This is a genomic window from uncultured Corynebacterium sp. (assembly GCF_902782855.1).
Lineage (GTDB): Bacteria > Actinomycetota > Actinomycetes > Mycobacteriales > Mycobacteriaceae > Corynebacterium.
This window is the reverse complement of sequence record NZ_CACZOO010000306.1, coordinates 1-4101: the sequence shown is the minus strand read 5'-3', so window position 1 is coordinate 4101 and position 4101 is coordinate 1. Positions and strand designations below refer to the sequence as shown.

The window sequence follows — 4101 nt, the reverse complement described above, 5'->3', positions numbered from 1 at the left end:
TCTCCACCCGACTGCGTCGGGCCATCTCCGCCGGTGAGTACTCCCCCGGCGCCAAGCTCAACGAGGTCGCCGTCGCCGAACAGCTCGGCGTCTCCCGCAACACCCTGCGTGAGGGGTTCGCCGAACTCGCCGCCGACGGCATCGTCGACCGCATCCCCCACCGCGGAGTCTTCATCGCCTCCCCCACCCCCACCGACATCCTCGCCCTGTACCGCGCCCGCGCCGTGGTCGAACCCGGCGCGCTGCTCTGGGGGGACGCCCTCAATGTGGACGCCCTCGACCGCGTCGTCGCGGACGCCGAAGCGTCCCTGGCCACCCACGACACAGGCACCGGACTAACTGACGGAGCAGCGGCGACCGGGCACTCCGGGAGCACCGGTGCGACAGCTCTGGCGAACCAGGTCTTCCACCGCACGGTCGTGGAAGCCGCCGGATCCGACCTGCTCAACGGGGAGATGGACAGGCTGCTCGCCCGGATGCGTCTGGTGTTCCTCACCGCTCAGAAAACCAGGCCAACCCTGCACAGCGAGTTCGTGCCGGTGAACCGGCGCATCGTCACTCTGCTGCGTGCCGGTGACCGGGCCGGTGCCGCCGAGACGTTGCGGGCGTCTCTCACGGCCACCGGGGAGGACCTGGCTGCAACAGTCAGTCGGTGAGCAGCCCGGCGTCCCCGGTCTCCAGGAACTGCAGGACGCCGTCCCGGTACGGTGCGGCGTCGATGCCCTGCTCCGCGAGCCAGGCGTCCGAGTAGTACTTGTCGAGGTAGCGTTCGCCGGAGTCGCAGATCAGCGAGACCACGCTTCCCCGCTCACCGGCCGCCACCATCTCTGCGACGATCCGCAGTGCCGCCCACAGGCCGGTGCCGGTCGACCCGCCGGCGCGGATGCCGGTGACCTGTTCCAGGGCGTGGACCGCGCCGACCGCCGCGGCGTCCGGCACGGAAGTCATCCGGTCGACGACCGGTCCGGTGAAACTCGGCTCCACCCGCTGGCGTCCGATGCCCTCGATCCGGGACGGTGCATCGGTGGCCAGGGAACGGTCGCCGGACGACCAGGCGGGGAAGAACGCGGAGTTCTCCGGGTCCGCCACGCACAGGCCGGTCATCCGGCCGGTGTAGCGGATGTAGCGCCCCAGGGTCGAGGAGGTGCCACCGGTGCCGGCGGTGGCGACGATCCACGTCGGGTCGGGGAACCGTTCCATCGCCATCTGCCGGAAGATCGACTCGGCGATGTTGTTGTTCCCGCGCCAGTCCGTCGCCCGCTCGGCGTAGGTGAACTGGTCCATGTAGTGCCCGCCGGTCTCCTCGGCGGTCTGCGCGGCGACCGCGTACACCGTCGACGGGTCGTCGACGAACCGCACCTCCGCCCCGTGGGACCTGATCAGACGCACTTTCTCCGCGCTCGTCGTCGCGGCGACGACGGTGACGAACGGCACGCCGATGAGCCGTGCGAAGTAGGCCTCGGAGATCGCCGTCGATCCGGAGGATGCCTCGACCACCGGGGCGTCCTCCCTGATCCACCCGTTGGCCAGGCCGTAGAGGAACAGTGAGCGGGCCAGCCGGTGCTTCAGTGAACCGGTCGGGTGGGTGGTCTCGTCCTTGAGGTAGAGGTCCACACCCCAGCAGTCCGGCAGCGGGAGTTTCAGCAGGTGGGTGTCCGCCGAGCGCTGCTGGTCGGCCTGCACCTTCCGGATCGCCTCGGCGGTCCAGCGACGAGCATCGGCGTTGTAGCGGTTGATGTCGCTCATCACGGCACCTGGTACTGGAGGTCACGGGCATCTGTCACCAGCATGTATCCCGGCGCATGGGTGATGGCCAGATCAGGCTTCGAACTCATCACCACGGACTGCGGGGTCACGCCACAGGCCCAGAACACCGGCACAGTTCCCGGGGAGATCTCAACGGCATCGCCGAAATCCGGGTGCGCGAGGTCGGTGACACCGATGGCCCCGGGATCACCGACGTGCACCGGGGCGCCGTGGACCGAGGGATAGCGGGAGGTGATGCGCACGGCGTCCGCCACCTGGGCCGCCGGGATCGGCCGCATGGACACCACCATCGGCCCGTGGAACTTCCCGGCGGGAGAGGTCTCGATGGTGGTCCGGTACATCGGGACGTTGCACCCTTGCTCGATGTGCGCGACCGGGACGCCGTTGTCGAGGAGAGCCGTCTCAAAGGTGAAGGAGCAGCCGATGATGAAGGAGACGAGGTCGTCACGCCACAGGTCGGTCACATCGGCGCGTTCCTCGGTGAGCACGCCGTTGCGGAACACCCGGTATCCCGGGATGTCGGTCCGGATATCACCTCCGGCGAGTAGCCCGGAGGAGATCTCCCCCGGTTCGAGGACACCGAGCAACGGGCACGGCTTCGGATTGCGCTGCGCGAAAATGAGGAAGTCGAAGGCGTCCTCCTTCGGCAGCGTGATGAGGTTGGCCTGCGCGTAACCCGCGGAGAATCCGGGGGTGGGGACCTGCAGGCCGTCGCGGAAGAGTGAGCGCGCCTGCGCCGGCGACAGCGCGGCCCGCTCAGCGTGGGAAGGCGAGGATGGGACAGTCACTGAGGATTCCTCTCTAATTCCAGAGATCTGCGATACCGGTCAATGAGTTCCACCCGAGGTAGAACTCCAGGGCGAGGACGATGACTCCGATCACGAGCAGCCACTTCGGATACACGTACCCGTGGAGCAGGTCACGGCGCTTCCAGGCGACCCAGAGCACCAGGGCGAAGGCGACAGGCAGGATGACTCCGTTGAACGCTCCCGCGAAGATCAGCAGGGTCTGCGGTGCGGTTCCGAGGAACAGGAACACCACCGCACAGAAAGCGATGAACGCCACCGTGAGGATGTTCCGGTTCCTCGGCTGCGTCTGCTGGGTCGTGATGAAGGTGACCGACGTGTATGCGGCGCCCACCACCGAACTGAGTCCGGCAGCCCAGAGCACGATGCCGAACATGCGGAGCCCGACCTCGCCGGCGGCGTGGTAGAAGGCGTCTGCGGCGGTGTTGTCCTCCGCCAGTGTCACCCCGGTCGCGACGACACCGAGCACGGCGAGGAAGAGGAGGATGCGCATGACGCCGGTGATGATGATGCCTGCCACCGACGTTTTCGTGATCCTGCCGACATTGTCCGGGCCGGTGATACCGCTGTCGATGAGGCGGTGTGCTCCGGCGAAGGTGATGTAACCGCCGACTGTGCCACCGACCAGCGTGGTGATCACCATGAAGTCGATGTCGTCGGGGGCGACGGTGTTCTTCAGTGCTTCTCCCACCGGCGGGTTCGAGACGACGGCGACGTAGAGCATCAGGAGAATCATCAGGGCACCGAGGCCGATCATGATGCGGTCCAGCGCCAGTCCCGCCTTCTTCGACAGGAAGACGCAGATGGCGAGGAGAGCGGAGAGCCCGCCACCGAGCTTCGGGTCCATCCCGAGCATGGCGTTGGTTCCCAGCCCGGCCCCTGCGATGTTGCCGATGTTGAAGGCGACACCGCCGATGAACACCAGGACCGCGATGAACCATCCGAGACCGGGAAGTACGATGTTCCCCAGTTCATGGGCGCGGCGTCCGGAGACCGCCAGGACGCGCCACACGTTCAGCTGCACGGCTATGTCGATGATGATGGAGATGAGGATCGCGAAGGCGAGCGCCGCCCCCATCTGGACAGTGAAGACACTGGTCTGGGTCAGGAACCCCGGTCCGATGGCACTGGTGGCCATCATGAACATCGCACCGAATGTCGCTGCGCGTCCGGTCGGGGTCATACCTTTCCTGCGCTCTCGGTCGACCGACGCCCCGTCGGGTTCCGCACCGGGGACTCCCGTGGTGCCGCCGTCTGGACGGCTCTCCGCGCTGGCTTCGCTCATCACTGCACCTCTTTCGTTATGGTCCAGCTCACTTTATGGGATTGTTGAACAACCCACAATTGAAGTGTTCAACAATTCGCGAGTTTTTACGTGACCGTAACGTCGGCCCGTCATTCCGCCGATGCGGACGCCGGCGGGCGTGCAGCACATCCGCCACCAGTACCGGGAGGCGGAAGACAGGTACCTTACTTCAGCCTCCCGGTACTGGTGGCGACTTCGAAGGGAGCCACCGACGCCCCCACC

General features: G+C 66.8%; 4 protein-coding genes. 1 reads left to right on the top strand and 3 read right to left on the bottom strand.

The features are described from left to right. The first annotated feature begins 11 nt into the window (after positions 1-11). On the top strand, positions 12-656 hold the full coding sequence (locus QZV72_RS12390) for a GntR family transcriptional regulator (RefSeq protein WP_297008896.1): 645 nt from the start codon (positions 12-14) through the stop codon (positions 654-656). Here the strand turns inward: QZV72_RS12390 and QZV72_RS12385 are convergent. The 3 genes from QZV72_RS12385 to QZV72_RS12375 are packed head-to-tail and all read right to left on the bottom strand — an operon-like array spanning position 646 to position 3756. Continuing rightward, the gene (locus QZV72_RS12385; protein WP_297008894.1) at positions 646-1746 is read right to left on the bottom strand and encodes a PLP-dependent cysteine synthase family protein; all 1101 of its coding nucleotides are present in this window, start codon (positions 1744-1746) and stop codon (positions 646-648) included. The genes QZV72_RS12390 and QZV72_RS12385 overlap by 11 nt on opposite strands. Then, positions 1746-2555: a putative hydro-lyase gene (locus QZV72_RS12380; protein ID WP_297008893.1), complete on the bottom strand. Its 810-nt coding sequence runs from the start codon at positions 2553-2555 to the stop codon at positions 1746-1748. The genes QZV72_RS12385 and QZV72_RS12380 overlap by 1 nt, the downstream gene beginning before the upstream one ends. A gap of 13 nt (positions 2556-2568) precedes the next feature. Continuing rightward, positions 2569-3756, bottom strand: coding sequence for an NRAMP family divalent metal transporter (locus QZV72_RS12375; protein WP_297008895.1), 1188 nt, complete (start codon positions 3754-3756; stop codon positions 2569-2571). Between the last annotated feature and the right edge of the window lie 345 nt (positions 3757-4101).